This is a genomic window from Gallibacterium sp. ZY190522, from assembly GCF_054166015.1.
On record NZ_CM135118.1, the window covers coordinates 483,905 to 508,886 of the forward strand.

Annotated in this window: 28 protein-coding genes, 1 tRNA gene and 1 pseudogene; 12 read left to right on the plus strand and 18 right to left on the minus strand. The window is 38.9% G+C overall.

Features of this window, described 5'->3' with window-relative positions:
- Positions 1–40 precede the first annotated feature (40 nt).
- Positions 41–1,207: an ADP-forming succinate--CoA ligase subunit beta gene (gene sucC, locus ACXPAV_RS02185; RefSeq protein ID WP_018347271.1), complete on the plus strand. Its 1,167-nt coding sequence runs from the start codon at positions 41–43 to the stop codon at positions 1,205–1,207.
- On the plus strand, positions 1,207–2,076 hold the full coding sequence (gene sucD, locus ACXPAV_RS02190) for a succinate--CoA ligase subunit alpha (RefSeq protein ID WP_013745216.1): 870 nt from the start codon (positions 1,207–1,209) through the stop codon (positions 2,074–2,076). Before sucC ends, sucD begins: the two co-directional genes overlap by 1 nt.
- A 123-nt stretch (positions 2,077–2,199) precedes the next feature.
- On the opposite strand, the gene lnt is transcribed toward sucD, so the two are convergent.
- The 5 genes and pseudogenes from lnt to ACXPAV_RS02215 form a co-directional block, all read right to left on the minus strand.
- Positions 2,200–3,741, minus strand: a complete 1,542-nt coding sequence (gene lnt, locus ACXPAV_RS02195) for an apolipoprotein N-acyltransferase (protein ID WP_458003872.1) — start codon at positions 3,739–3,741, stop codon at positions 2,200–2,202.
- A gap of 92 nt (positions 3,742–3,833) precedes the next feature.
- Complete coding sequence (gene corC / locus ACXPAV_RS02200; protein ID WP_458003873.1) at positions 3,834–4,733, minus strand: CNNM family magnesium/cobalt transport protein CorC; 900 nt, start codon at positions 4,731–4,733, stop codon at positions 3,834–3,836.
- Positions 4,734–4,813: 80 nt separating this feature from the next.
- Complete coding sequence (locus ACXPAV_RS02205; protein WP_013745213.1) at positions 4,814–6,022, minus strand: aspartate aminotransferase family protein; 1,209 nt, start codon at positions 6,020–6,022, stop codon at positions 4,814–4,816.
- Positions 6,023–6,112: 90 nt separating this feature from the next.
- A complete protein-coding gene (gene tldD / locus ACXPAV_RS02210) occupies positions 6,113–7,570 on the minus strand; it encodes a metalloprotease TldD (RefSeq protein WP_458003874.1) in 1,458 nt (485 codons plus the stop codon).
- A gap of 151 nt (positions 7,571–7,721) precedes the next feature.
- Positions 7,722–7,858, minus strand: a pseudogene (locus ACXPAV_RS02215) (transposase); the annotation flags it as partial.
- 67 nt (positions 7,859–7,925) lie between these two features.
- Here ACXPAV_RS02215 and ACXPAV_RS02220 point away from each other — a divergent pair.
- Positions 7,926–9,056, plus strand: a complete 1,131-nt coding sequence (locus ACXPAV_RS02220; protein WP_458003875.1) for an RNA-guided endonuclease InsQ/TnpB family protein — start codon at positions 7,926–7,928, stop codon at positions 9,054–9,056.
- Positions 9,057–9,201: 145 nt separating this feature from the next.
- On the opposite strand, the gene ACXPAV_RS02225 is transcribed toward ACXPAV_RS02220, so the two are convergent.
- From ACXPAV_RS02225 to metE, 3 genes are all read right to left on the minus strand, one after another.
- Entirely contained in the window at positions 9,202–9,927 is a 726-nt protein-coding gene (locus tag ACXPAV_RS02225; protein WP_458003876.1) for a histidine phosphatase family protein, read from the minus strand.
- A gap of 40 nt (positions 9,928–9,967) precedes the next feature.
- Complete coding sequence (gene rng / locus ACXPAV_RS02230) at positions 9,968–11,452, minus strand: ribonuclease G (protein WP_013745210.1); 1,485 nt, start codon at positions 11,450–11,452, stop codon at positions 9,968–9,970.
- Between the two features lie 299 nt (positions 11,453–11,751).
- The gene (gene metE / locus ACXPAV_RS02235) at positions 11,752–14,025 is read right to left on the minus strand and encodes a 5-methyltetrahydropteroyltriglutamate--homocysteine S-methyltransferase (protein WP_458003877.1); all 2,274 of its coding nucleotides are present in this window, start codon (positions 14,023–14,025) and stop codon (positions 11,752–11,754) included.
- Between the two features lie 138 nt (positions 14,026–14,163).
- Between metE and ACXPAV_RS02240 the strand changes: the two genes are divergently transcribed.
- The 4 genes from ACXPAV_RS02240 to ACXPAV_RS02255 all read left to right on the plus strand — a co-directional run bounded on the left by ACXPAV_RS02240 (position 14,164) and on the right by ACXPAV_RS02255 (position 17,010).
- The gene (locus tag ACXPAV_RS02240) at positions 14,164–15,090 is read left to right on the plus strand and encodes a LysR family transcriptional regulator (RefSeq protein WP_458003878.1); all 927 of its coding nucleotides are present in this window, start codon (positions 14,164–14,166) and stop codon (positions 15,088–15,090) included.
- Positions 15,091–15,099: 9 nt separating this feature from the next.
- The gene (locus ACXPAV_RS02245) at positions 15,100–15,552 is read left to right on the plus strand and encodes a DUF441 domain-containing protein (protein ID WP_039142049.1); all 453 of its coding nucleotides are present in this window, start codon (positions 15,100–15,102) and stop codon (positions 15,550–15,552) included.
- A 133-nt stretch (positions 15,553–15,685) separates the two neighbouring features.
- Positions 15,686–15,770 (plus strand) — tRNA-Leu (locus ACXPAV_RS02250).
- 238 nt (positions 15,771–16,008) lie between these two features.
- Complete coding sequence (locus ACXPAV_RS02255) at positions 16,009–17,010, plus strand: tyrosine-type recombinase/integrase (RefSeq protein ID WP_458003879.1); 1,002 nt, start codon at positions 16,009–16,011, stop codon at positions 17,008–17,010.
- Between the two features lie 24 nt (positions 17,011–17,034).
- Here ACXPAV_RS02255 and ACXPAV_RS02260 read toward each other — a convergent pair whose 3' ends face one another.
- The 9 genes from ACXPAV_RS02260 to ACXPAV_RS02300 form a co-directional block, all read right to left on the minus strand.
- Positions 17,035–17,589 carry a phage N-6-adenine-methyltransferase gene (locus ACXPAV_RS02260; protein WP_458003880.1) on the minus strand — a complete coding sequence of 185 codons (555 nt, stop codon included), beginning with the start codon at positions 17,587–17,589 and terminating at the stop codon, positions 17,035–17,037.
- The gene (locus ACXPAV_RS02265; protein WP_458003881.1) at positions 17,590–17,916 is read right to left on the minus strand and encodes a hypothetical protein; all 327 of its coding nucleotides are present in this window, start codon (positions 17,914–17,916) and stop codon (positions 17,590–17,592) included.
- 8 nt (positions 17,917–17,924) lie between these two features.
- Positions 17,925–20,033: a replication endonuclease gene (locus ACXPAV_RS02270; RefSeq protein ID WP_458003882.1), complete on the minus strand. Its 2,109-nt coding sequence runs from the start codon at positions 20,031–20,033 to the stop codon at positions 17,925–17,927.
- A gap of 1 nt (position 20,034) precedes the next feature.
- Positions 20,035–20,316 (minus strand): hypothetical protein, encoded by a 282-nt coding sequence (locus ACXPAV_RS02275; protein WP_458003883.1) that lies wholly within the window; start codon positions 20,314–20,316, stop codon positions 20,035–20,037.
- 7 nt (positions 20,317–20,323) lie between these two features.
- The gene (locus tag ACXPAV_RS02280; RefSeq protein WP_458003884.1) at positions 20,324–20,554 is read right to left on the minus strand and encodes a hypothetical protein; all 231 of its coding nucleotides are present in this window, start codon (positions 20,552–20,554) and stop codon (positions 20,324–20,326) included.
- Positions 20,544–20,840, minus strand: a complete 297-nt coding sequence (locus ACXPAV_RS02285) for a hypothetical protein (RefSeq protein WP_458003885.1) — start codon at positions 20,838–20,840, stop codon at positions 20,544–20,546. The genes ACXPAV_RS02280 and ACXPAV_RS02285 overlap by 11 nt, the downstream gene beginning before the upstream one ends.
- 8 nt (positions 20,841–20,848) lie before the next feature.
- Positions 20,849–21,103, minus strand: coding sequence for a hypothetical protein (locus ACXPAV_RS02290; protein WP_458003886.1), 255 nt, complete (start codon positions 21,101–21,103; stop codon positions 20,849–20,851).
- An 86-nt stretch (positions 21,104–21,189) separates the two neighbouring features.
- A complete protein-coding gene (locus tag ACXPAV_RS02295; RefSeq protein ID WP_458003887.1) occupies positions 21,190–21,450 on the minus strand; it encodes a hypothetical protein in 261 nt (86 codons plus the stop codon).
- Complete coding sequence (locus tag ACXPAV_RS02300; RefSeq protein WP_458003888.1) at positions 21,450–22,082, minus strand: hypothetical protein; 633 nt, start codon at positions 22,080–22,082, stop codon at positions 21,450–21,452. Before ACXPAV_RS02300 ends, ACXPAV_RS02295 begins: the two co-directional genes overlap by 1 nt.
- A gap of 83 nt (positions 22,083–22,165) precedes the next feature.
- Here ACXPAV_RS02300 and ACXPAV_RS02305 point away from each other — a divergent pair, with 83 nt between their 5' ends.
- Positions 22,166–22,408, plus strand: coding sequence for a hypothetical protein (locus ACXPAV_RS02305; protein ID WP_458003889.1), 243 nt, complete (start codon positions 22,166–22,168; stop codon positions 22,406–22,408).
- 72 nt (positions 22,409–22,480) lie between these two features.
- Positions 22,481–22,798, plus strand: a complete 318-nt coding sequence (locus ACXPAV_RS02310) for a hypothetical protein (RefSeq protein WP_039088910.1) — start codon at positions 22,481–22,483, stop codon at positions 22,796–22,798.
- A gap of 64 nt (positions 22,799–22,862) precedes the next feature.
- Here ACXPAV_RS02310 and ACXPAV_RS02315 read toward each other — a convergent pair whose 3' ends face one another.
- Entirely contained in the window at positions 22,863–23,084 is a 222-nt protein-coding gene (locus ACXPAV_RS02315; protein WP_458003890.1) for a YdaS family helix-turn-helix protein, read from the minus strand.
- Positions 23,085–23,237: 153 nt separating this feature from the next.
- Here ACXPAV_RS02315 and ACXPAV_RS02320 point away from each other — a divergent pair, with 153 nt between their 5' ends.
- From ACXPAV_RS02320 to ACXPAV_RS02330, 3 genes are read left to right on the plus strand one after another with little or no spacing between them, the layout of a single operon-like run.
- On the plus strand, positions 23,238–23,939 hold the full coding sequence (locus ACXPAV_RS02320) for an XRE family transcriptional regulator (RefSeq protein WP_458003891.1): 702 nt from the start codon (positions 23,238–23,240) through the stop codon (positions 23,937–23,939).
- Positions 23,940–23,955: 16 nt separating this feature from the next.
- On the plus strand, positions 23,956–24,702 hold the full coding sequence (locus ACXPAV_RS02325; RefSeq protein WP_458003892.1) for a BRCT domain-containing protein: 747 nt from the start codon (positions 23,956–23,958) through the stop codon (positions 24,700–24,702).
- Positions 24,699–24,905 (plus strand): excalibur calcium-binding domain-containing protein, encoded by a 207-nt coding sequence (locus ACXPAV_RS02330; protein WP_458003893.1) that lies wholly within the window; start codon positions 24,699–24,701, stop codon positions 24,903–24,905. Before ACXPAV_RS02325 ends, ACXPAV_RS02330 begins: the two co-directional genes overlap by 4 nt.
- Positions 24,906–24,982 lie beyond the last annotated feature (77 nt).

The following is a 24,982-nucleotide window of genomic DNA, read 5'->3' on the forward strand; positions in this document are numbered from 1 at the left end:
GCCTACCGTAAAGGTAGGCACATACTAAATAGGAGAAATCATGAATTTACATGAATACCAAAGTAAGCAGATTTTTGCTGAATATAAATTACCAGTGAGCAGAGGTATTGCTTGTCAAACTGTCGAAGAAGGTTTGCAGGCAATGAAAACATTGGGCGGTAAAGAATGGGTGGTCAAATGTCAGGTTCACGCCGGTGGACGTGGTAAAGCCGGTGGTGTTAAATTGGTTCAGACAGAAGAACAATTAACTGAATTTTTTAACAAATGGTTAGGTAAACGTTTAGTGACTTTCCAAACTGATGCGAATGGACAGCCGGTCAACACAATTTATGTGGAAGAAGCATCAGATCTTGAAAAAGAACTTTATGTCGGTATGGTTATTGACCGTTCATCACAATCCGTTGTCTTTATGGCTTCAACTGAAGGTGGTGTAAACATTGAAGAAGTTGCGGCGAAAACCCCACATTTATTACATAAAGTGTATGTTGATGCCTTGATCGGCGGTATGCCTTATCAAGGTCGTGAATTGGCATTTAAACTTGGTTTAAATCCGGAACAAACCAAACAATTTACTCAAATGTTCTGTCAATTAACTAAATTGTTCGTTGAAAAAGATGCCTCTCTACTTGAAATCAACCCGCTTGTGATTTTGAAAAACGGTAAATTGCACTGTCTTGATGCCAAAGTGGTGATTGATGGTAATGCGTTATATCGTCATCCGGATTTATTGGCAATGCGTGATTTAAGTCAAGAAGATCCACGTGAAGCTGAAGCGGAAGAATCACAACTTAACTATGTTGCACTTGACGGTAACATCGGTTGTATGGTGAATGGTGCCGGCTTGGCAATGGGTACAATGGATATCGTTAAATTGCACGGTGGTAACCCAGCAAACTTCCTTGATGTTGGTGGTGGCGCGACTAAAGAACGTGTTGCTACTGCATTCAAGATTATTCTTTCAGATAAAAACGTGAAAGCGGTATTAGTCAATATTTTCGGTGGTATCGTACGTTGTGACTTAATCGCCAATGGTATTATTGATGCAGTGAAAGAAGTCGGAATTAACGTGCCGGTAGTTGTGCGTTTGGAAGGTAATAACGCTGAATTGGGACGCGAAATTCTTGCCAACAGCGGACTTAAAATTACAGCTGCCAACTCATTAACAGAAGCAGCACAGTTAGTGGTTAAAGCAGCGGAGGATAAATAATGTCTATTTTAATTGATAAAAATACAAAAGTGATTTGCCAAGGTTTTACTGGTGGTCAAGGAACATTCCATTCAGAACAAGCATTAGCTTACGGTACCCAACTTGTTGGTGGCGTTTCACCAAATAAAGGTGGTACAACTCATTTAGGGTTACCTGTATTTAATACTGTACGCGAAGCGGTTGAAGCGACTGGTGCAACAGCAAGTGTAATTTACGTACCTGCACCTGGTTGTAAAGATGCTATTTTGGAAGCGATTGATGCCGGCATTCAATTAATCGTTTGTATCACTGAGGGTATTCCAACCGAGGATATGTTGGTAGTTAAACAAAAATTAAATCAAACCGGTGTACGAATGATTGGACCAAACTGTCCGGGTGTGATTACTCCGGATGAATGTAAAATCGGTATTATGCCAGCACATATTCACAAAAAAGGTAGTATTGGCATTGTTTCACGTTCAGGTACATTAACCTATGAAGCAGTAAAACAAACTACAGATGAAGGTTATGGGCAATCAACTTGTGTTGGTATTGGCGGTGATCCTATTCCGGGTTCAAGCTTCATTGATATTCTTAAATTATTCCAAGCTGATCCTGAAACCAAAGCGATTGTAATGATCGGTGAAATTGGTGGTTCTGCGGAAGAAGAAGCTGCTGCTTATATTAAACAAAACGTGACTAAACCTGTTGTTTCTTATATTGCTGGGGTTACTGCACCGAAAGGCAAACGTATGGGACACGCCGGTGCGATTATTAGTGGTGGTAAAGGCACAGCAGATGAAAAATATGCAGCTTTAGAAGCTGCTGGAGTAAGAACCGTTCGCAGCCTTGCCGATATTGGTAAAGCATTACGCGAAATTTTAGGCTAGTTTTTAGTCGTCTGTATCATAAATAGCAAAAACCGGTATTCGAGAGATTACCGGTTTTTTGTTTGCTTAATTTGCTTAAAGCAGCAAATAAGTGTTGTATTGATAGCTTGATTTCAAATTAACTTATTGATGCGACAACATTTTCTTCAATAGTATTTTTCTTAATAAACCACCTAATAAATGTAGTGTAAATAAGATAATGGATAAGAGATAAAGCGGCGTATTGCCAAATACTGCAAATGGCGTTTTTCCACTGACTTTATACATTTCAGTCGTCAGTGTGGTCGCTGTGAATTGCGGTGCTTGTTTGATTATTTTACCGAACGGATCGATAAATGCCGTCACGCCGGTATTAGTACTGCGAATAAGTGGTTTCCCTAATTCTAATGCACGCATTCTTGCCATTTGGAAATGTTGCCACGGGCCTATTGAAGTGCCGAACCAAGCATCATTGGAAATGGTTAACAGAAAATCAGTATTTTGTTGCAGACTCTTTTGTACTTCACTATCAAAAATGATTTCATAACAAATTGCGTTAGTAAAATTTGCTTGCTTTATTTGTAGTGGGGGTTGTTGTAATTTACCCGCAGATATACTTGAAAAAGGAATATTAATAATATTTTCAATAAATGGAATAGGGATATATTCACCGAAAGGCACAAGATGATGTTTTAAATATCGTGACGTATGGTTAATGTCATAAGGCTGTTGTGGTGTTAGTGCAATTAATGAATTATATAAATGCTCACTACCGGTTGCTTGATAAATTGTACCTAATAAAATAGCACTATTAGATTGTTGTGATAAGCGCGACAGCATCTCAATATACGGTGTAAGCTGATTTTCTAATAATGGCAATACAGATTCAGGCAAAATAATAATATCGCTTTTTCCTAGATGAGGCATAATTAGATTCTGATAAATATCGAGTGATTGATAAATATAATCAGGATTCCATTTGTTTTGCTGTTCAATATTTCCTTGAACTAAGGTGATTGTAAGCGGTTTCTGTTGTGTATTTTGTTTGATAAAAGTAATTTTATTACTGTAATAACTAATAACCACTAAAATAATAACTAGAAAAGTTTGTGATGTTGCTAATAATAAATGGCGATCATTTTTGTTTATTAGAGTGTGAATAATATTTAATCCTAATGTAGATAACCATACCATTACAAAGGTGATGCCCTGAACACCGAAGAAAGGAGCAATACCAGCAAGAAAAGTATCGATCTGAGTATAACCGAATTGTAACCAAGGAAAACCGGTAAATAACCAACCTCGTAGAAATTCAGTAAAGGTCCAGAGAATTGCGAAAATAATCGCTTGTTGTACTGCTAATTTTCTGATCAACCAACTGAATAATAGTGGAAATAGCGATAAATATGCCGCTAAAACGAGTACTAAACTATAAGCTGCGGCAGTGGATAAACCGCCAAATTGATCTAAACTGATATTAATCCAATTTAAACCGAAGCTAAAATAGCTCATCCCCCATAAAAAAGAGGATATTAATGCTAATTTAGTTGAAGGTGCATATTTAATAACGGCTAATAGTAAAAAAATAGAAATAAAAGCCAGCCAACTATAATTGAAAGGGGCATAAGCAAAAACACCGATAATGCCGGAAAAAACGGCAAGAATAGGATATAAATATTTTAACATTATAATAATCTCAATATCTTAATCTTATTTTGTTAAATTCAGAATAAAGAATGGCAGACTATAATGTAGTCTGCCATTTCAAGTTTAACATATTATATGTTGTTATTTTCCTGATTATCTTGCTGCATTTTTTCCAATTGCTCATCAGGAATGATAACACGTAATTGAATAATGCGTCGGCTATCAGCAGAAGTGACTTTGAATTCAATATTATCTAGCGTGATGCTTTCACCTCTTGTTGGTAGGTAACCGAAAGCCTGCATAATGACACCACCGATAGTGTCAACTTCTTCACCGGTAAAATCGGTACCAAAATATTGGTTAAAATCTTCAATATCGGTTAAAGCCTGCACTACATAGATATGTTTTGAAAGTTGACGAATATCTTCAATGTCTTCTTCATCAAATTCATCTTCGATATCTCCGACAATCTGTTCTAAAATATCTTCAATAGTAACCAATCCGGAAATTGAACCGAACTCGTCTACTACAACTGCCATATGAAAGCGCTCGGATCGAAATTCTTTCAACATTCTATCGACTCGTTTGCTTTCCGGAATAATAACTGCTGGACGAAGCACTTCGTGTACAGAAAAAGGTTGTGCATCCGGACGTAAATATTTCAATAGGTCTTTTGCCAACAATAGACCAATGACATTATCACGTTCATCTGCGATCACTGGAAAACGTGAGTGGGCAGATTCAATAATTACATCAAGACATTCAGACAAACTCTGTTGTGCATTAATAAAGACAATTTGTGAACGGGGGATCATAATATCTCGTACCCGTAATTCAGAAATTTCAATGACGCCTTCAATCATTTGTCGTGTCTCTTGATTGATGACCTCATTTTGTTCTGAATCACGAATAGCTTCCACCAGTTCTTCCCTATTTTTAGGATCAGCCGGAAAAAAGTTATTTAATAAAGATTGAAAGAACCCTTTTTTGGCATTGCTTTCGTTTGAATTTGTCGAATGCTCGTCACTCATAGTGATTTATTGATTACTCCTGTGTAATAAAAACGTTGAAAAGCTATCACATTTGCTGCGCTTTGACTAGCTCACAATAACTATTTTGTGAATTCTGTCAAGGTTTTAGCAAAACGTGCCAAGCCTTCATCCAATTCAGCCTGAGAGATATTCAGCGCCGGTGCAAAACGCACGACATTCGGGCCGGCAACCAACAGCATTAGACCGAATTGATTGGCAAGATGGCAAATATCCATTGCTTTTCCGTGATACTGTTCAACCAATTCTGCACCGATTAATAAGCCTTCGCCACGAATCTGTTTAAAAATCGGTGTTTGCTGGTTTAATTTTGCCAACTGTTGTTTGATAAATTCTCCCTTTTCCTGCACTTTTTGCAAAAAGTGCAGATTACCGATAATTTCGATAACTTTGTTACCAATGGCACAGGCTAACGGATTTCCACCGAATGTGGTGCCGTGTACGCCCGGTTTAAAGCTGGCGGCGATTCTGTCTGTGGTCAACATTGCGCCAATCGGGAAGCCGTTTGCCAATGCTTTGGCACTGGTTAAAATATCTGGCACAACGCCGGACTGCATATAAGCGTAAAGGTATCCGGTACGACCGACACCGGTTTGTACTTCATCAAAAATCAAAAGCGCCTGATATTGATCGCATAATTCACGCAATCCTTGTAAAAAGGCTTTATCGGCAGGAATAACGCCACTTTCGCCTTGGATCGGCTCAAGAATGACAGCGCAAGTGTGATCGTCAATCACTGCTTTTACCGCTTCCAAATCGTTATAAGGAACGTGGATGATATCTGCCGGTTTAGGGCCGAAACCATCAGAATATTTTGCTTGGCCGCCTACGCTAACGGTAAACAGAGTACGACCGTGAAAACTCTGTTTAAAAGAAATTATCTTGCTTTTTTGATAACCAAAATGATCTACTGCATAACGACGTGCCAGTTTCAACGCTGCTTCATTAGCTTCTGCGCCGGAATTAACAAACATAACGCGTTCAGCAAATGTTTTGGCAACTAAAGATTTTGCCAAAGCGAGGGTCGGTTCACTGGTAAACCAGTTGCTGGAGTGCCACAGAGTTGAACCTTGTTGTTGTAATACTTCAATAAGTTCATCAGGGCAGTGACCCAATGCATTAACGGCAATGCCGCCGGTTAAATCAATATACTCTTTGCCTTGTTGATCCCAAACACGACTTCCTTTACCTTTAACCGGAATAAAATTTGCAGGAGTATAGTTCTGAACCATCACATAATTAAAATCGCTACGTCTAATTTGTTGTTGCATCATTTTCGCCTCAATCTGTTTTCTGAAAATAGAATGAACTCAGAATACGCTTAATTGAATATTTAATCAATTAAATTGCATAATAATTCATTAATTGGTGCCGCCGACAGTAATTTTTTCGATTTTCAATGCCGGTTGACCAACGCCGACCGGTACGCGTTGCCCCTGTTTGCCGCAAACGCCGATACCGTGATCAATTTCCAATTCATTCGCTACCATTGATACATTTTGCATTACTTCAATCCCACTGCCGATGAGGGTTGCGCCCTTAATCGGTTTGGTGATTTTCCCTTTTTCGATTAAATAGGCTTCTGAAGTGGAAAACACAAATTTGCCGGAAGTGATGTCGACTTGACCGCCACCAAAGTGTGGTGCGTAAACGCCATAATCGACAGATTGAATCAAATCATCAAATTGGTGTGCGCCCGGTAGCATATAGGTGTTGGTCATACGCGGCATCGGTAAATGGGCATAAGATTCGCGACGAGCATTGCCGGTGGGTTTCATTCCCATTAAACGCGCATTCAATTTATCTTGCATATAACCTTGTAAAACGCCGTCTTTAATCAAAACATTGTATTGTCCCGGTACACCCTCATCATCAATCGTGAGTGAACCGCGGCGATCCGGCAAGGTGCCGTCATCAACAATGGTGCAGAGCGGAGAAGTGACTAATTCACCGATTTTGCCGCTGAATAACGATGATTTTTTACGATTAAAATCGCCTTCTAAACCGTGTCCAACCGCTTCGTGTAATAATACTCCGGGCCAGCCAGCTCCCAGTACAACCGGCATCATTCCGGCAGGAGCAGCAATAGCATTAAGATTGACTAAGGCTTGGCGAACGGCTTGTTTTGCAAAATAAACAGCACGCTGTTCACCTTGATAATCTTCGAAAAACCAAGTCAAGGATCGACGACCACCAACTCCGGCGCTACCACGTTCACGGCGATCATTCTGTTCTGCTAAAACGGAAATTGATAAACGAATTAATGGACGAATATCCGCTGCCAGTGTACCATCGGTAGCGGCAATAAGCACTTCTTCATACAATGTAGAAAGACTGACGGATACCTGAGTGATTCTAGGATCTTCCGCACGAGCAGTTTTATCAACCAAATGTAATAGGGCAATTTTTTGTTCGCGCGATAGCGTGTCCAAAGGGTTTATTGCGGCATAGCGTAAGATAGGATCGACAGTATTAAAACCTTTTTGAAAAATGGGAGTAACGGGAGATTTGTGATTAGCAATTCCCTTTGCTGCTAAAGCACAATTATGTAAAGCATTCAAATTGATAACGTCCGAATAGGCAAACCCGGTTTTTTCACCGCTGATTGCACGCACACCTACACCTTGATCGATATGAAACCCTCCTTCTTTGATAATACCATCTTCTAATGTCCAAACTTCATCCATTGAGGATTGAAAAAAGAGATCGGCAAAATCAATTTGTCGATTGGAAAATTGATCAAAAATCGTTGGGAGTTGTTCTATGGAAAGTCGGTTTGGCGCTAATAAAGAGTCTGTTACTTGGTCTAATATCTTCATACTGTTATTAATGTGTTATGTCAAAAAATTTCTATGAAAAAATGGTAAGCATTATATGCTGTTCATTCTATAAATAACAATGTTTATCAGATTCGTGCGTCCTTCAGGCGGAGATATAAGGCATAAACGGCGTAAGCCGTTTCAAACCTAACTAATCAGGTGTTTGTTGTTGCTCGATGTATTGGCGAATAATTGAAATTGGGGCACCACCGCAACCACCAGCAAAATAAGACGACGACCAAAGCTGATTGCCCCAAGTTTTTTGCGGATATTTGGATAGTTTTTCTTCCTAATCATTTTCTTTTTTCATAGACCAAATGTAAAATGTGGAAAACTTACATTCTAAACCTTGTCAATGCAACTACGCAAAGCCTTCAAATTCGAGATAATGCCAAACGGCAGCCAAATCCGCAGAATTAAACAGTTCTGTGGTTGTTCTCGTTTTGTATTTAATCGGGCGTTAGCTTGGCAAAATGAACAATACGAGCAAGATAACAGCTTTAAGTTCAGTTACACCAAAATCGCCAACCTACTTCCACAATGGAAAAAAGAACTTCCGTGGCTGAAAGAATGTCATTCGCAAGTGTTGCAACAGTCGTTAAAAGACTTAGAAAGTGCGTTTAAAAATTTCTTTCAACAGCGAGCAGATTTCCCAAAATTTAAGAAAAAAGGTTTAAAAGAGCGTTTTCGCTTTCCGCAAGGTTGTAAGCTGGAACAACAAAATAGTCGTATTTGTCTACCAAAAATTGGCTGGGTTCGCTATCGTAACAGTCGTAAGGTTGTCGGCGAAATCAAAAATGTGACGGTAAGCCAAAAGTGCGGACGATTTTTTGTCAGTATTCAAACGGAATTTGAATATGAAATTCCAACGCATAAAGGCGGAGAAATCGGCATAGATATGGGCATTCCACGTTTTGCAACATTGTCAAATGGTGAATATTTTGAACCGGTTAACGCCTTTAAAACTTACAAAGGAAAATTGGCTAAACTGCAAAAGAGGCTTAAAAATAAAGTAAAATTTAGCCAAAATTGGCAGAAATTAAAGGCGAAAATCGCCAAATTGCATCATAAAATCGCCAATTGTCGTAAAGACTTTTTGCATAAAATCTCAACACAAATCAGCAAAAACCACGCTATGATCTATATTGAAGATTTGCAGGTATCAAATATGTCAAAGTCAGCGAAAGGCACAACGGCGCAACACGGCAAAAATGTGGCAGCAAAATCAGGTTTAAACCGTTCGATACTCGATCAATCGTGGTTTGAGTTTCGCCGTCAGTTGAGCTACAAAACGCAATGGCGAGGCGGATTTTTAGTGGCAGTTCCGCCACAAAATAGCAGCCGAACTTGCCCTTGTTGTAGTCATATCGCCAAAGAAAACCGACAAACGCAGGTACATTTTGAATGCGTAGAATGTGGCTACACAGAAAATGCGGATGTGGTTGGTGCGATGAATGTTTTAGCACGTGGGCGAGAAATCGTTTAGGTATAATGAAAATCAGGTGAGGACATCGCCGTAGCGCTTGTGAAGTGAACCGCACTGGCGGTCAGCAGCAAGAACCCACCGAGAGTAGCCGATTGTTTGAAATGGGCACTGGTAGGAATCCCCGACCTTTAGGACGGGGAGGATGTCAAACACTGGGAGCAGTATAATCTGGTAGATATTGTAATTGTAAACAGTGGTTATTGACAGTTAATAAAAATGTAGCTGTATTAGGAATTGCTAAGTCGAGAGTAAATTGGCGAAAACGTTGCATATCCTGATTACTATTTACTCGATAACCGAGAATTTTCCATGATAGTTGTGCTAACCAGATACCGTGCGTAAAAAATAGACTATTATCAGGAAAAGTCGTAATTTGTCGGCAAAAATCATCAATTCTCCGACTAAAATCAAGAAAACTGTCGCATTGTGCAGCTTGTTTATCTTCCGGTTCGGCAGTGAGCCAATATTGCGTGGCAAGTTGTTGGCGTTGGGCTGTGGTAAGCGATTGAATCATTGCAAAATCGAGATAACTCAATTCGTTTAAGCAAGAGAGCTGTTGCAGCGGTAACTGATATTTTTGCATAAAAGGTAAAGCTGTTTGTTGAGTACGTAAAAATTGGGAACAGTATAATGCAGAGGGTTGAATTTCCCACTGTTTGCAACGATTTAAAGCCTGTTGTTGACCGAGTTTGGTAATTGGAATTTCTCGATCAGGGAGCGGTATTCCGCCAACATTGGCTTGACTTTGTGCGTGGCGGAATAGATAGAATTGTTTCATCAAAAAATCTAAATAGTTGAAATCCCGACGTTCACGGCGGTTAACTGTCTCTAATTTAGGAGGAGTCATCTCTTCCAAACCAAGGCGATTCATAGAGCAATGTTTTATTATTGGTCTATAAATTTGAGTGTAATTACATCACAACGACATCAAATTGTTCTTGTGTATAGTAAGGTTCCATTTTGATTTGCACTTTCTTCCCGATGAAGACTTCAACTTCGGCGAGTAGAGCGTGTGTCTCTTCATTAATTAAATGTTCCGCTACTGCCCGAGAGGCATAAACCAAGAATTGTTCACTTGAGTAGAGATGATGAACACGAATAATTTCACGAGCAATTTCATAACAAATGGTTTCAACACTTTTTACGTGACCGCGTCCGTGGCAGTTAGGGCATTCTTCACACAAAACGTGTTCCAAACTTTCCCGTGTTCTTTTCCGAGTCATTTCCACCAAACCTAATTGTGTAAAACCGTTAACTGTTGTTTTTACTCGATCTTTTGCTAATGCGTCGCGTAAGGACTGCAATACACGTTCTTGGTGTTCTATAATCTGCATATCAATAAAATCGATGATAATAATGCCGCCGAGATTACGTAATTGAAGTTGTTGAGCAATCGCTTGTGTTGCTTCAATGTTAGTATTAAAAATAGTTTCTTCCAGATTACGATGACCGACAAAACCACCAGTATTGATATCAATTGTAGTCATTGCTTCGGTCTGTTCAATAATGAGATAACCTCCGGATTTGAGGTTAACCCGTTTATTCAGCGCTTTTTGAATGCTGTCTTCAACATTATAAAGATCAAATAGCGGTTGAGGACCAGTATAAACTGATAGCGTATGAGTGAGATGAGGCAAGAATTCTTCAATAAATTCTTTGACTTCAAGGAATACTAATTTTGAATCAATACGGATACTATCAATTGTCATCCCAACAAAATCACGAATAATGCGTTGTGCTAATGCTGGTTCGGTATAAAGCATTGCCGGTGCGGTTGAGCGTACTTTACGTTCCAGCACTTTACGCCATAAACGCTTTAGAAAATCCTCATCCTGCTTAAGTTCTTCCAGTGAAACGTTTTCCGCAGCAGTACGGATGATGAAACCGCCTAATTCATCGCAAAATGGTGTGACTAATTCTTTTAAACGGGCACGTTCTTCTTCGCTTTCAATTCGTTGTGATACTCCAACGTGACTATTTTCCGGCATAAATACCAAATAGCGGGAGGGAAGGGTGATGTCTGTGGTTAATCTTGCCCCTTTTGTTCCTAACGGATCTTTAACCACCTGAACAATAATATCTTGTCCTTCACGTACCAATTCTGCAATATCTTTAACTACAAACTGCTTTTGTTCATTTTCATCGACACATTCAGTGTGTGAAACAATATCGGAAGCGTGCAAAAAAGCCGCTTTTTCCAAACCGATATCGACAAAAGCAGATTGCATTCCTGGTAAAACTCGTGTTACCCGCCCCTTATATATATTGCCAACAATTCCCCGTTTTGTTTCTCGCTCAATATGCACTTCACGCAAAATTCCCCCAGCAACTAAGGCAATCCTTGTTTCATTCGGGGTAACATTGACCAATAATTCGACCTTGTTACCATTATCCATAATTTTTCCTAAAATTTTTTCATTTGTGGGCGTTAGTCTAACCAAATCAAAATTCAATTCCTAGAATATTTTAAATAATCATTACTAATCTTTGTTTCATATCATTTATAACAGGAAGTTTTCTGTCGAGGTTGAATTTACCAATATTGAAATTTTAGGGAAGATGAGCATTGATGAAATGCATTTAAAGCTGTTTGGTGTAGTGTATTTTTATCTGCTGAAGCCAAATGTAGATGCTGCTCAATTTTATTGTAAATGAAGTTAAAAGGTGCGGATATAATGACCGCACCTGCTTTATTTTAACTTAATTCAGCACGCAATTTCTTCGTCACATCAACCATCACTTGAAGCTGTTGTAAGGTTTCTGTCCAGCCGCGGGTTTTTAAGCCGCAGTCTGGGTTCACCCATAAACGCTCTTTTGGTACTACTTTCAAGGCTTTGCGTAGCAGATGTTCAATTTCTTCTGCTTTTGGTACGCGTGGACTGTGAATATCGTACACACCTGGGCCAATATCATTTGGATATTTGAAATCGGCGAATGCGTTTAACAATTCCATATCCGAACGTGAAGTTTCAATGGTGATCACGTCTGCATCCAGTGCCGCGATGGCTGGCAAGATGTCGTTAAATTCGGAATAACACATATGCGTGTGAATTTGTGTATCATCTTGCACGCCCATTGAGCTTAAACGGAACGCTTCGCCTGCCCATTGAAGATACGCGTCCCAATCCGCACGTTTGAGCGGTAAGCCCTCGCGGATCGCTGGTTCGTCAATTTGAATGACTTTAATGCCCGCTTTTTCTAAATCTAACACTTCATCAGACAATGCCACACCAATTTGTTTACACACGGTCGCACGCGGAATATCGTTACGCACGAACGACCATTGTAAAATCGTAACAGGGCCAGTGAGCATTCCTTTCATCACTTTGTTGGTGAGGCTTTGGGCGTATTGCGACCAACGAACCGTCATCGGCTCAGGGCGTACTACATCGCCGTAAATAATTGGTGGCTTCACGCAACGTGAACCGTAGCTTTGCACCCAGCCGAATTTGGTGAAGGCAAAACCGTCTAATAATTCCCCGAAGTATTCCACCATATCGTTACGTTCCGCTTCACCGTGAACGAGGACATCAAGGTCGAGTTTTTCTTGCTCACGTACTACCAACTCGATTTCTTTTTTCATTGCCGCTTCGTAATCTTCAAGGCTTAGCGTACCTTTTTTGAATTGGGCGCGAGCTTGGCGGATTTCACTGGTTTGTGGGAATGAGCCGATATTTGTGGTTGGTAATAACGGTAAATTTAACCACGCATTTTGTTTGGCGATACGCTCAGCAAATGGCGATTTGCGTTGATCTGCACCTTCTGGCAAGTTAGCTAAACGTGCTGCCACTTCAGGGCGATGAATCTCTTTGCTGTTGGCACGCGAATCAGCTGCCGCTTGGCTTGCATCAAGCTCTGCTTGCACGGCAGCACGCCCTTGTTCAAGTGCGGTCTTAATGACGGACAATTCTTGCACTTTTTGAAGCGTGAACGCCAACCAGTTGTAAAGCTCAGGTTTGTTCTCTTTGAGTTGCACTTCTACGGAAAGATCATAAGGGGTATGCAATAAAGAGCAACTTGGTGCAATCCATAAACGCTCGCCCAATTTGGCTTTTAAGGGTTCAAGCACATCTAGCACTTGATTGAGGTTGGCACGCCATACGTTACGCCCATCAATCACACCGGCTGAAAGTACCTTGTCATAATCAGTAAAGGTAGCCAGTTGCTCAGGCGCACGCACTAAGTCAATGTGCAAACCATCCACAGGTAAGGCTTTGAGCAATTCCGCGTGTTGTGCCACCGAGCCAAAATAAGTCGCAAGTAATAATTTTGCGTTTACTTTTTCGCTTAATGTGGCATACACCGCTTTGTAAGCCTCAACCCACTCAGGGGCTAAATCCACCGCTAAAGCTGGCTCATCAATTTGAATCCACTCCACGCCCTCAGCCGCTAACGCATTAAGAATTTCCACATAAACAGGCACGAGTTTGTTTAATAAATCAAAGCGGTTAAAGGCATCACCTTTTTCTTTCCCTAAATGTAAGAACGTTAATGGCCCAACAATGGTTGGTTTAACGTTCAAACCGAGTGCTTTTGCTTCGCGAATTTGTTGCACATAATGGGCAGGATTGGCTTTAAATTCGGTATTTTTGTGAAATTCTGGCACAAGGTAGTGATAGTTGGTGTCGAACCATTTTGTCATCTCAATGGCGAATTGATCTTTATTCCCACGCGCCAGTTGGAAATATTGGTCAAGGGTTAAGCTCTGGCTGTCGAAACCAAAACGCGCAGGAATCGCCCCAGTTGCCACTTGCAGATCCAAAATATGATCGTAGAAGGTGAAATCAGCCACCGCCACATAATCCGCATTCGCCGCCGCTTGGTGCTGCCAATTTTTTTCTCTTAATAATTTTGCAACGGTTAATAAATCCTGTTCAGATAACTCTTGTCGCCAATAACGTTCTTGAGCGAATTTTAGTTCACGTTTTGCGCCAACACGCGGAAAACCTAAAATGTGAAATGTTGTCATAATGCATCTCCTTATATTTTTATATTAAAATTGATCTAAATAGACGTCTAAACGTCTTTATATAATGCAGAATAACGAAAAATTTTGTATGATGAAAGCTCATAATTTTCATATTTAAGATGAATTAAATTAATAAAGATGAAACCTACTTTTTTAGAATTACGACATTTAAAAACATTATTAGCATTAAAGGAGACTGGTAGCGTGTCTTCAGCTGCAAAACGTATTTATCTAACGCAATCAGCGCTTTCCCATCAATTAAAACTGATGGAAGAGCAGTTCGGTTTACCCTTGTTTGAACGGAAAACTTCACCGATCCGTTTTACTGCTGCTGGGGAGTGTTTGATTCAATTGGCAAATGAGGTTCTACCCAAAGTGGTTATTGCAGAGCGTGATTTGGCTCGTGTTAAACAGGGGGAGGCTGGAGAGTTGCGAATTGCGGTGGAATGTCATACCTGTTTTGATTGGTTAATGCCAGCAATGGATCAGTTTCGACAACATTGGGGATTGGTTGAATTGGATATTGTTTCCGGTTTCCAGACCGATCCGGTGGGATTATTATTAACGAATCGTGCTGATTGGGCAGTGGTATCGGAAATCGAAGAAAACAGCGAAGTGATCTATCGTCCTTTGTTTGCTTATGAAATGGTAGGGATCTGTGCGAGAGATCACGAACTGGCAATTAAAGAGGTCTGGCAGGCACAAGATTTTGTCGATCAAACATTGATTACCTATCCGGTGCCGGATGATATGTTGGATTTGTTGCGTAAGGTGCTGAAACCGGTAGGAATAAATCCGATCAGGCGGACTACGGAGTTAACTATTGCAATGATACAATTGGTCGCCAGTAAACGAGGAATTGCGGCATTACCTTACTGGGCGGTGTTACCTTATTTGGAAAAAGGGTATGTTGTAGCAAGAAAAATTACTGAACAGGGTTTATATAGTAATTTATATGCGGCAATTCGTACGGAAGATAGAAATGTTGCTTATATTGATGATTTTTATGAAACAGTGAAAAATCAATGTTTTGCAACTTTGCCTGGCTTGGTTGTTTTGGATTGAGGAAGAAAAATGTCTTTACAATTTAATGGGATAGCTCTTTTTTTAGTCGTTTTAATTGCTTTGGGTGTTATTGGACATAATAGTTCAGTAACAGTGGCGGCATCGGTATTATTACTAATGCAACAAACACCGTTAGCAAAACATATTGTTTGGCTCGATAAATACGGTTTAACAATAGGGATTATTATCTTAACTATCGGTGTATTAAGCCCATTAGTATCAGGAAAAATCAGTTTGCCGGAGTTAAAACAATTATTGCACTGGAAAATGTTTTTAGCTATTACTGTAGGTATTTTGGTTGCTTGGTTGGGTGGTAGAGGTGTTTCTTTGATGAGTGCCTATCCGACATTAGTAACAGGGTTATTGATTGGCACGATTTTAGGTGTTGCTTTTTTAGGTGGAGTGCCTGTTGGTCCACTAATTGCTGCCGGAATTTTGTCGTTAATTATAGGGAAATCATAAAAATAGGTGCAATATAGGATAAGAAAAATACAATTTAGCTAAAATTGTTGAAAATAGCACCGAATGAACATTTTCGTAAATTTTATGCTTGCAACCGTCGTAAACATCCGTATAATGCACCTCGTTCACTGATGCCTGGGTGGCGAAATTGGTAGACGCAGTTGATTCAAAATCAACCGCCTTCGGGTGTGCCGGTTCGAGTCCGGCCCTAGGCACCACTAAAAAGATTTCAAAAAAAAGACCGCCGATAAAAAGGCGGTTTTTTGTTGTCTAAAATACTCATAATATCAACAACTTACACCAAAAATTAACAAGAAAACATTTCTAAAAATACTGTACAAATATACAGTAAATTGCTATTATTTTGTCGTCTTGATGATCTGAAATGATCTAATTTATTATCTATTTGCACCCAAATTGCACCCGAAATTGCACCCAAAAATAGAGAAAGAAATAATGGCTACATTAACAAAACGGAACAACGGCTGGCGAGTACAAATAAGACGAAAAGGCATCTCACGTTCAGCTCAATTTCGCACAAAAGTAGAAGCACAAGCGTGGGCTTTAGAAATGGAAAGTAAAATTTTCAATGGCGACCTAAACCACATACCAAACATTACATTTTCAGATCTTATTGATAAATACATTAAAGAAATATCCATCACAAAACGAAGCTACAAAAATGAAGTTATTCGCCTAACAAGGCTTAGTAACAGAAAAATCGGACAAATTAACTTACGTGATTTAGATGAATACCATTTTCACCAATGGAAAGAAGAACGCCAAAAAGAAGTTAGTGTTGCGACTGTATTGCGTGAATGGAATACTTTATCTCACCTATTAAATACTGCAGTAACAGAATGGAAATATCTAAAAGAAAACCCACTCAAAAACCTAAAAAGACCAACTCAACCGCCAGAAAGAACACGCCGATTAAGTGAAGAGGAAATAAACAGAATTTTATTTGTTGCAGATTATAACAAGCAACAGATCCCAACAACAATACAAAATAGAGTTGCAGCCGCAATGTTATTTGCGCTCGAAACCGCAATGCGAGCTGGAGAAATCTGCAACGCAAAATGGCAAGATCTCAAAATGGATAAACGACTATTACATTTACCACAAACTAAAAACGGACACCCTAGAGATATTCCATTGTCATCAGTGGCAATGGAAATTATTCAACAAATGGAAAAAATAAAAACTGATGATACTGATCTCATTTTCCAACTAAAGCCAGCACAACTAGATGCCAATTTCCGAAAATTGAAAGCAAAAGCAGCATTAGATAATGCAAACTTACATTTCCACGATACCCGCCGTGAAGCGTTAACACGGCTCGCCAAAAAAGTTGATGTAATGACACTTGCAAAAATATCAGGGCATAGAGATATTAAAATTCTGCTTAATACTTACTATGCCCCGAATATGGTTGATGTTGTTAAATTGCTGGATTAGGTTTTTACTATAACTCCTTTTCTTTTACTGTAAATTATTAATATCAATAAAATATGTTTGAACTTTATTGTTATATTTTTTGGAATAAGGCGGATAAAAAACGGCTATCATTTGTGGTTTATTATTTCCTTTTACTTTTTCTTTTGTTCGATAATCAAGAAAAGAAATTCGACCACTAGTAATAAAATAAATCTGGCTTGCAAATACTTCACAAACTTTAAACCACCTTGTAGATGTATCAATGTTTAATAATATGGCCACTTGATTGTGATTCCGATAACATTCATTAACAGCCTTAATAATAAAAGGTAATGGATTACAATAAGGTGGATTCATAAACACTTGCTTATATTTACCCCAATCTGTAATTAATGTGTTCTGTTCTTCAGTTATGAACTCCTCACATTTTGTATTTTGCTTATTTGCACAAGCATCAAGATTAAAGTTAAGCCCAGTTAATCGTTGAATATTTTCTACTACCTCTTTTGGTGTGGCCCAGTAATCTTTCTCTTTTAAATTATCAATAATAAATGGCTTATTAACAGTTAATAAATGTTGATATTCTATTAATTTATCCATTTAAACTCTCCTCGCCTTTTTCCTCTCTGCATAGCGCACCACATCGCCAGCAATCCAACGTAAACTTGAGCTTTTCTTTCTAATGTCACGCTGAGATGGAACTTGCACTGGTTGCGGAAAATACGGATCAGCAATTACAGCACCACGAATATGACGCTCGCTTAACTTAAAATAAGCCGCAATATCTGCCACTGTCCAAAGCTCTTTACTATCTTCTGTTAGAGGTTCTTTTTGTTGCAGTAATAACGCTTCTACTGCCTGCAATTTTTCTAATAGTGCTTGATTAGATACCTGTTCCATTAATAACTTTTCCTTCACTTCTGCCATATCACACCTCAAAACTCACTCTGCAAAATCCGCAATTCATCCATTTCGCAAGACAACACCTCCGTTTTACTGATTCTGATACGTCGATGTTTTGCCAAATAAACAAACTGATCATCGGTAAAATGGATTTTTTTACTCAAAAGCCAATCACGTTTACGACTGATTAACGTCGCTAAACGCTCCTCATCGCTCATATCGTTTATTTTTTCATCTGAACTAATCTCCTTACTAATATTGTCTATTTTTTGTTCTTCTTCCTCCGTACAGTTATTGACAGAACTCCAAGCGGCGCTACGCGCCGATATTAATTGAGCGTCTGATGACGCTTGTGCCTTATCCTGCTTCCGCACCAAACGCCACCGTTTCAAACGCGTCAACACCACCTCAACTCCTGCTTTCAACTGGTTGAAAACACCAATCACTTTTTTGCTAATCTCACCATATTTATTCGGCTCACGTTCCTCATAAGCGGAACGCGCCACCAACTCCTTGCGACTGACAAACGCACCGCCTTGCAATTCAGTGTATTTAGTCCAATCTCCGCTATCTGCTGCTTCAATTAAGGCGTCGATCTTCTCATCGCCAACTAGTTGTCCATGCTTACGACGTAATTCACGCCAAACCGAAACAGGCGCACCACCAATTTGCTGGAATTGACGAATCCGCCACTTAGATGCCCACGCACAAACATTCTTCGCCACATCTTTTAATTTCTCGCCTGTTTCATCGTCCACATCATCATCACAAGCGTAACCGTCAATGTTTTTAGCGATGTATTTCGCAATGTAGCCAGTCGCCGATCCTTTTTCCCAATCAATCGCTTTTGCGGTAAAACGATGTTCATTTGCTCCTGCCTCATTGCCATCTTCCGCAAGGGCATATTTCGCAAAAATCTCACGCACGGTATCAACGTGCTTTTGCTCCATAAAGAACAACATATGCCAATGCGGTGTACCATCGTGATGAGGTTCAACCACCCGAAAACCAAAAATATTAATGCCCCGACGTTTTAATGCAGCTCGAATACGAGCAAAGACTTTACACAAATAGTCTTGCGTATCACGTGGATTGCTAAAATTCCAGTTTTTCACAAACCCACCTTTAGAATGGATAGCGTGATAAGAAGAGGGAGCAGTCAAGGTATAAAATTCGCCCACATAGCCATAAATCTTTGCCAACTCTTCAAAACCGCGCATTCGGTTCATCAACTCACAACGCCGCACCGCAGGATTAGACACGGTTTTATAAAACATCTCATCGAGTCCGAGTTGTTCCTCTTCGTCCTCTTCATTGATTAACTGTATTTGCTTGATAAAATCCGTATTTTTACGGCGTTGATAACGCCATTCCGCCACCGCCTCAAAACTCGCATAAGGGCTGGCTTTCGCCTGTACCTGACCGACTGCAATCGCCAAATGTTCACGCAAAAATGAACGCTTTTGCCACAACTGATTGCACCACCACTCCTCATCGCACATTTTCAAAATTGCCACGCCGACCTCTTTGCGTAAAATCTTGCCGATATGATATTTATGCCAAAAAGGCGGTGTGATCCCCTTAAGCTCGGTCAACCTTGCCAATTTGTAGTACAACGCTTTCAGTTTGGCATCAATCGCCTGCTTATCGGTGCAATTTTCCAATTCACGCTCAATAAAATCCTGATAAAGCACAAATTGCTCATCTGCCATCCGTGCGGCAAAACGTTCAACATCCTGCCGATTAAACTCGTGCAACGCGACCTCTTTTAACGCCCCTTTAATGCGGTTACCTTCATCATCAATCTGATAACATTTTGCGGTGGTTTTGGTCACATTTTTGCTGATCGGGTGACGTTTAAGCACCGCCTCAACACGCTCAAGCACCCCGTTGTCTAACGTGGTGCGTAGCCAAGTGTTAGCAGCAAACCTCCCATTTTGGCGGAACAAACGTAAATAGCGATTAACAAAATACTTACTTAACGAATCAGGCAAGCCCTGAATTTTGCTGATACCGAAACGGAAAATATCCTCATCGCCACAATTAAACAGTTGATACTGCACCGGCGTTAATCCTGCCGGCGCAACACGTTCAACCTGCACATAATCCGCAGCCTGTTTAATGGTGGCGTAGCGTGTCATTTTATAAATCCCTTACTCTTATCACTTCTTCTTTCATTTGCACCATAACCGCATTTACGGCATCAAATACCGCAACAGGGGAACGATCTGTCTTAGCAAATTGTTCTTTAAAAATTGCGAGCAACAACTCCTCAAAATTAGGATATTCTGTAATATCCGCAGGCTTCCAAACGCCATGTTTCACATCAAACGCATATGATGTCTTACAAAAACCTTGACCGTTCTCTGCACGTTGTACGCAAAAACGTTCACCAAGATCGAAAAAAATACGTTCGTTCATCATTAACTCCTTAGTGCAACACCACATAATCCGCACTTAACACACGTTGAATTCTATTTCTCAACACCACATAATCCGCCATTGCTTGACGCTGGCGACTCGCTTTCTCTAATAATGCTGCACGATCTTTAATTGAACGTGTTTTACAAAGCCCCAAATAACCACGACAATTTTCACCAAAGTAATAAATTGCCCCCTCTACCATCTTTTTGTTTACTCTTAATCTTTGCTTAATCTTCATACACCACCTCTGAATCAACTTTTAAAAAATCATTTACGCTAACGGGTAAATTAAATGCCTTTGCAATCGCTTTAATTTGCCGAATAGCGTTACCAATTTTGCGTCTATCTTCTATGTCGTAATCACGCAAATGCCGCTTAAACTCAACATTAGCCGCTCTCGCCACCGCTGTTTTCTGCATTAACGTCAACTTTTCAAAAAGTCGTTCCGCTGCAAATTCTGACTCGTTGTAAAGTCGATGAAACGACTTAAAAAATTCATCTCTTGCCAAATCTACAGTGGACATAACGACTCCTATTTACCCAATTTTCCAAACAACCAACTCAAAAACGTTGGCTTGTAGTGCAATGCTTCTAATGCTTCAACGCGATCTAACAAACTTTCATTTGCCAAATTGATAATCTGATTGTTGCTTGCAATATGTGCATTCATCCGATTTTGTTGTGCGACAGCTCGTTCTAACGCTTCAATACGCTGTTCTAGCTTGATAAGGTTGATACGTTTCTTCTGTTGCTTTAAAACTTTGTAGCGATAAGGTTGTTTAATCATTGTTCAAATCCTCAAATTTAGGGTGCAAAAAACTAGCCCTTTAATAAAAAGGCTATAATTTGCACAGTGTTTTAATTAAAAAAGAATTACGACTGTTGTTCTGCTTCGAACATATCTAGCGTTTTATTGTCTATCTGCAATAATGGCTTATTCGCTCGCAGCGCCTCTGGTCGCTCGTGATAAGTCGGTGTTGATACTTTAGTAATCTGGCTCTTTACCTCCAGCTTAGTGCCACAACTATTGCAATAGAGCGTGGTGCCAATAACCAACAACCCGACTTTCTCCGATGTCCTCACTCTCAAATTTGCACTACCGCAGTTTGTGCAACGATGATCGATATTTGCCATTATTTACCACCTTGCGTAATAAGTTCATCAACAATCCCATTAACCCATTGAGAAAATGATACTTTGATGAATGCAGAAAATTTCTCATTGTCATCTGGATTAAAATCTTGATAATGTTGTGCGAGCTTAACTAGCACTAATAATGTCAATAGCTCGCCTAATAATTTTTCGCTTTTTTCAGCTAACGCATCTAACGTAGGAGCAAAAAATGCAAAATGACGATAAAAACTTATCTCACCATCAAGCGGCAACCCAAACGACCGTAGCAAACACAACACCTCAAAAAAAGAAACATTTTGATAAATCGGTCTTGCTCTATTTTTATCAGGCATTGCTTTTATCGCTTCAGCAATCGGAATACCATCATCTAACTGATAAAATGCTTCGCCAATTTTACGAATTAGGTTTAAATAATTGGTTTCAGCCTGCGGACGTGGCTTGGTTTCTGCGTGATCAGATTCGCAAGCTGCACGATCAAGGGAAACATAAACAAGCCGAGCAACTCGTTCAGCTTGCAATTTCAATCGATCCAATGTTAGAAGCGGATATACCTTTAGATGATTATCGCCCTGTTGATTTAATGAATCCTTATTATCGTCAGAAGAATAAGGGTTAGAATTTAAAGAGTTCATTTAAACCACCTTTTTACCGTTATGCTAAAATCATTTGTATTAATACAAATGCTATAAAAGAAACTAATGTTGCGAGGTATGCTATGCTTACTTGGTTATTACGATTTCTCATTTTTATCCTTAACTGGTCTATATTTGCCATGATCACTTGGTTGAATATCGTTTTATTAAGTGATGAACCTTCACTCACTTTATTTAATTACACCTTTAATCAACGCCAACTTTATTTTTTTAACGCTTTATTAATGATGTTCTTTACTTACAAAGAACGTCATCGTATTAAAAATGGAGTTGAGCATTTTTTTCGTTGGATTAAAACGCTTTAGTTTTATTTGTTAATACACCACCTTAAATTTTGTTAAACTGTATTCCCCAATCTATCTAACTAGGAAAAATTTATGGATACTAAAAATTTGGAAGCTCGGTTAGAAAAGTTAGAACAGCAAATACAAAAACGCATTGATCGCCAAAATTTATTTGCTACCATTATTTCTCACCAACTAGAACAACTATCACTTAATACTCATCTTTTAATTTCGCTCTTGCCGCCGTCGGTCGATCTAGAGCCTCTTTCACAATTTTATCTAAAGCAGATTGAAGATTATCAACAGTTAAAACAGCAGCTCTCACCTGATGACGACACTGGCAGGGATTACCTAAATACACTGATAACCGATTTACAACAAATACATTGTCAACTGACCGAAAAAAATTGACTTTCGTGTTTAACGCATTACTTGTAGGGCGTTTTCTAATTTTTGCCATATACACCACCTTTCCTTATAAACTTGCTTTAATTGTGTCCCAATCAACATCAGGACGGAGATCTCTTGCGGTTACTTCGCCGTTGGTTGCTTGGATAATTCTTGGGATATATTTCACGTCCATTTTATTTCCATTATTTAACCAAATGCTTATTGCATTCTGGCTAACACCAATATGGCTAGCCAATTTAGCTTGACTGCCACAAATTGAAATTGATTGTTGTACTCCTTGATTCATAAATACCTTTTAACAAGTTTTATTTTGGTTTGTGGACGCATAATAACAGATTAAAACAAGATAATACAAGTTTTATTTTTAAAATAAAAAGTAAACTTTTTGATATTATAAAAAGAAAACTTGTATTATTAAGATAACAAAGGAGATTTAAAGATGAATACGTTAGGTTCTCGACTACAACAAGTGCTTAATGATAAGGGTATTACTCAAGAAAAATTGGCTAATATGATTAATGTTAGTCAAAATACTATTAGCCTTATCGTTAAAGGCTCTACTAAAAAACCTAGAAATATTTTAGAAATAGCAACTGCACTTGGTGTTGATGCACACTGGCTAAAAACAGGCGAAGGAAGTCGTGAAACTAAAACAACCACCCCACCAATTACATCATTAGTAAGTCATCAAGAAGATAAAGAACATACTCACCAAATTGACCGCCTCGATGTACAAGCTGCAGCAGCAATCAACGGTATTACTAATCAAGATTATCCAGAGATTATCCAATCAATTTATTTCTCCCAACGAGGTTTAGCGGAAATTGTCGGCAAAAAATCCGCAGAAGATATTTATTTGGTCACCGTACCAACGGATAGCATGGCGCCAACCATTAATAAAGGCGACCTTGTTTTTATCGATACAAAGATTGATTATTACGATACAGAGGGCGTTTATATCTTCTTACTAAACGGCGATTTATATATTAAGCGTTTGATGCGTTTGCCAACCAATAGTTATAAAGCGATTTCTGACAATAAAGTGTATCCAGATTTTGATATTTCTGATGAGTTATTTGATACCGCAAAAATTGTCGGAAAATTTATTAGAGTTTTACCAATTAATCCGAGGGATTTGTAAAATTAAGGGGTTTTTAATGCGGTTAAAGTATTTGTTTTTCTTAATATTATTCTCCATTTCAGTTGTTATTGGGCAATATTTTGGTGATACAGTAGCAGCCATTTTCTTTTGGGGAGCAATCGGGCTATTTTGGATTATTAATTTTATTAAAAAAATAAACAAACCTCTCAACTACCACAAAAAAGCTATACAGCAAGAAAATAAATCACAACTATATGAAGAAGTAAAAATAAGTCCCAAACAAAAACAATATGACCGTTATAATTTTAATGATTATGAAGAATCTGTTTCGTTAATTGGAAAAACAGTCAAATTTACTTACGAAGATAGTGAAGGCAATATCACATCAAGAACAGTAGATGTTGCTATTGTCACCGATTTCTATATTAAAGGTTATTGCCATAAACGGAGAGCAGAGAGAACTTTTCGAATAGATAGAATTATCGGTGATATTGAATTAGGCTCAAAACGTATTAATCCTAACGATCTTGCTAATAAAACTAAAAGAAAACAAATAACAAAATCATATGATTATGAAGTCTGTTTTACTGGTTTTAAAAAAGCAACAAAAGAACAATTAGAAACATTAGCGAGAATAAAAGGTTTTTTAGTAAGAAAAAGTGTAACCAACAATTTGAATTTTTTGGTTACAGGGGATAATGCTGGTTTTAGTAAAGTAGCAAAGGCTGAAAGTATGGGAATTACAATATTAACGGAAGAAGAATTTAGGAATTTACTTGAAACAGGAGAACTTCCATCATGAAAAAACTACTACTTATCATTAGTGCATTATTATTAATCCAGTCTGCATTAGCAGCAAAACAAGAATATAGCTGCGACGACGGCAAACGCTATTGCAAAGAAATGAGATCATGCGAAGAAGCGAAGTTTTATCTTAATCAATGCGGACTAAGCCGTTTAGATCGCGATAAAGACGGCGTACCGTGTGAGAGTATTTGTAGGTAGATAAATTTGTATTTCATTTATTAAAACTGTCAATGTGACCAATTATGAGTTGCAAGGAAATACAAAAGAAAAAATAT

Coding starts and splice junctions, on each gene's coding strand:
- sucC (WP_018347271.1), top strand. CDS start 41: ATGAATTTACATGAATACCAAAGTAAGCAGATTTTTGCTGAATATAAA.
- sucD (WP_013745216.1), top strand. CDS start 1,207: ATGTCTATTTTAATTGATAAAAATACAAAAGTGATTTGCCAAGGTTTT.
- lnt (WP_458003872.1), bottom strand. CDS start 3,741: ATGTTAAAATATTTATATCCTATTCTTGCCGTTTTTTCCGGCATTATC.
- corC (WP_458003873.1), bottom strand. CDS start 4,733: ATGAGTGACGAGCATTCGACAAATTCAAACGAAAGCAATGCCAAAAAA.
- ACXPAV_RS02205 (WP_013745213.1), bottom strand. CDS start 6,022: ATGCAACAACAAATTAGACGTAGCGATTTTAATTATGTGATGGTTCAG.
- tldD (WP_458003874.1), bottom strand. CDS start 7,570: ATGAAGATATTAGACCAAGTAACAGACTCTTTATTAGCGCCAAACCGA.
- ACXPAV_RS02220 (WP_458003875.1), top strand. CDS start 7,926: ATGCAACTACGCAAAGCCTTCAAATTCGAGATAATGCCAAACGGCAGC.
- ACXPAV_RS02225 (WP_458003876.1), bottom strand. CDS start 9,927: ATGAATCGCCTTGGTTTGGAAGAGATGACTCCTCCTAAATTAGAGACA.
- rng (WP_013745210.1), bottom strand. CDS start 11,452: ATGGATAATGGTAACAAGGTCGAATTATTGGTCAATGTTACCCCGAAT.
- metE (WP_458003877.1), bottom strand. CDS start 14,025: ATGACAACATTTCACATTTTAGGTTTTCCGCGTGTTGGCGCAAAACGT.
- ACXPAV_RS02240 (WP_458003878.1), top strand. CDS start 14,164: ATGAAACCTACTTTTTTAGAATTACGACATTTAAAAACATTATTAGCA.
- ACXPAV_RS02245 (WP_039142049.1), top strand. CDS start 15,100: ATGTCTTTACAATTTAATGGGATAGCTCTTTTTTTAGTCGTTTTAATT.
- ACXPAV_RS02255 (WP_458003879.1), top strand. CDS start 16,009: ATGGCTACATTAACAAAACGGAACAACGGCTGGCGAGTACAAATAAGA.
- ACXPAV_RS02260 (WP_458003880.1), bottom strand. CDS start 17,589: ATGGATAAATTAATAGAATATCAACATTTATTAACTGTTAATAAGCCA.
- ACXPAV_RS02265 (WP_458003881.1), bottom strand. CDS start 17,916: ATGGCAGAAGTGAAGGAAAAGTTATTAATGGAACAGGTATCTAATCAA.
- ACXPAV_RS02270 (WP_458003882.1), bottom strand. CDS start 20,033: ATGACACGCTACGCCACCATTAAACAGGCTGCGGATTATGTGCAGGTT.
- ACXPAV_RS02275 (WP_458003883.1), bottom strand. CDS start 20,316: ATGATGAACGAACGTATTTTTTTCGATCTTGGTGAACGTTTTTGCGTA.
- ACXPAV_RS02280 (WP_458003884.1), bottom strand. CDS start 20,554: ATGAAGATTAAGCAAAGATTAAGAGTAAACAAAAAGATGGTAGAGGGG.
- ACXPAV_RS02285 (WP_458003885.1), bottom strand. CDS start 20,840: ATGTCCACTGTAGATTTGGCAAGAGATGAATTTTTTAAGTCGTTTCAT.
- ACXPAV_RS02290 (WP_458003886.1), bottom strand. CDS start 21,103: ATGATTAAACAACCTTATCGCTACAAAGTTTTAAAGCAACAGAAGAAA.
- ACXPAV_RS02295 (WP_458003887.1), bottom strand. CDS start 21,450: ATGGCAAATATCGATCATCGTTGCACAAACTGCGGTAGTGCAAATTTG.
- ACXPAV_RS02300 (WP_458003888.1), bottom strand. CDS start 22,082: ATGAACTCTTTAAATTCTAACCCTTATTCTTCTGACGATAATAAGGAT.
- ACXPAV_RS02305 (WP_458003889.1), top strand. CDS start 22,166: ATGCTTACTTGGTTATTACGATTTCTCATTTTTATCCTTAACTGGTCT.
- ACXPAV_RS02310 (WP_039088910.1), top strand. CDS start 22,481: ATGGATACTAAAAATTTGGAAGCTCGGTTAGAAAAGTTAGAACAGCAA.
- ACXPAV_RS02315 (WP_458003890.1), bottom strand. CDS start 23,084: ATGAATCAAGGAGTACAACAATCAATTTCAATTTGTGGCAGTCAAGCT.
- ACXPAV_RS02320 (WP_458003891.1), top strand. CDS start 23,238: ATGAATACGTTAGGTTCTCGACTACAACAAGTGCTTAATGATAAGGGT.
- ACXPAV_RS02325 (WP_458003892.1), top strand. CDS start 23,956: ATGCGGTTAAAGTATTTGTTTTTCTTAATATTATTCTCCATTTCAGTT.
- ACXPAV_RS02330 (WP_458003893.1), top strand. CDS start 24,699: ATGAAAAAACTACTACTTATCATTAGTGCATTATTATTAATCCAGTCT.